We start from the raw sequence: 1,243 nt of genomic DNA on the forward strand, positions 1-1,243 counted from the left end.
ACGCGGCTCGATGCCGCGACCGCGCTGCTCGTGACGCACGACAAGGTCACCGACGTCGCGGCGCTATGCGGATATACCGATCACAGCGCGTTTACGCGTCAATTCAAGGCGACAGTCGGCGTGACGCCGACCGAATACAGGATGATGCTGCAGGAGCGGGCAGGATGATGTGTGCGCTGGGCGGCGGGCGCGCGCAGACGGGGGACGATCCGCCGGTTCAACGGTAGCCGAGGCCGCGCAGAATTGCCGTGCCGTTTTCCGTCAGGCGAAAGCTCGGTGCGGCACCGACATCCGGCCTGAGCCTTTCGACGAGGCCGGCCTCCTGCAGCGCAGGCAATTCGGGCTTGGCGTTTGCGCCCGTCGGCGTATGCAGCAACACCAGCAGCGTTGCAATTTCGTGATGGCTGAGCAGACGGCGCAGCATCGTCCGGGATTTTGCCGGCCGGCCCGCGGATGTCTCTTCGGCGCGCATCGCTGTCCTCCTTTTTGAGATTCAGTATCGAATGCTGGCGCCGCAAACTTAAGCGATTCTTAAATCCGCCCGATGTGATGCGCCGCCGCGACGTATCGCTGGTTACCGCATGTAACGATGCGGCGGCCTTCATCGGGGCCGGATGGCGGGAAACCACGCCGGGCGGGAATTCGACGATGTTTGTGTCAGGATCGCGTATTTCCCGGCTATTGATCGGATGAATCGTCGTGTCGTGCTTTTGCGCGATCGTCCCGACTTCCTCCGATATTCAGTCCCTTATTGTTTACGCTGCGCCTGTGCGGCCAGGCGCACGGCTGCATTCACCGCGCCATAACCGTCGTATCCGCCGCGCCGTTCGACGATCTCGAACGAGAAGCGGTTATCGACCCGTTCCGTATATGCATGCAGGAACTCGCCGCCATTTTCATCGCGGTCGTACAGTAGGTGGTGAGCCCTTAGCGTATCGATCAGCTTGTCCGGCAGCGCGTGGCGTGCCGCGAGGTCGTCGTAGTAATTCCCCGGGATGCGCAGGAATGGCACGCCGTCGGCCGCGAATTCGGCGACCGCCTTCACGATATCGTCGGTGCTGAACGCGACGTGGTTCAAGCCGGTGCCGTGATAGCGGTTCAGCGATTCGGCGACCGCCGTATGCCGGTCGACCGATGCATTGAGCGCGATCCGCACCGATCCGTCCGCGCTGCGCACGGCGCGACTGCGCATCAGCCCGTATGGATCCGGCACCAGCCAGCTGCGTTCGGCTTCGAAGCCGAA

Annotated in this window: 3 protein-coding genes; 1 reads left to right on the top strand and 2 read right to left on the bottom strand. The window is 63.0% G+C overall.

The features are described 5' to 3' along the window. Positions 1-168 (top strand): AraC family transcriptional regulator (locus KH616_RS25140; RefSeq protein ID WP_292255279.1); only part of this gene is annotated, 168 nt, incomplete at its 5' end. A gap of 49 nt (positions 169-217) precedes the next feature. Here KH616_RS25140 and KH616_RS25145 read toward each other — a convergent pair. Further along, positions 218-472, bottom strand: coding sequence for a hypothetical protein (locus tag KH616_RS25145; RefSeq protein ID WP_366835284.1), 255 nt, complete (start codon positions 470-472; stop codon positions 218-220). Between the two features lie 276 nt (positions 473-748). After that, positions 749-1,243: VOC family protein (locus KH616_RS25150; RefSeq protein ID WP_292255277.1), on the bottom strand; the 495-nt coding region annotated here is incomplete at its 5' end.

Source organism: Burkholderia sp. (assembly GCF_018375725.1).
Taxonomy (GTDB): Bacteria; Pseudomonadota; Gammaproteobacteria; order Burkholderiales; family Burkholderiaceae; genus Burkholderia.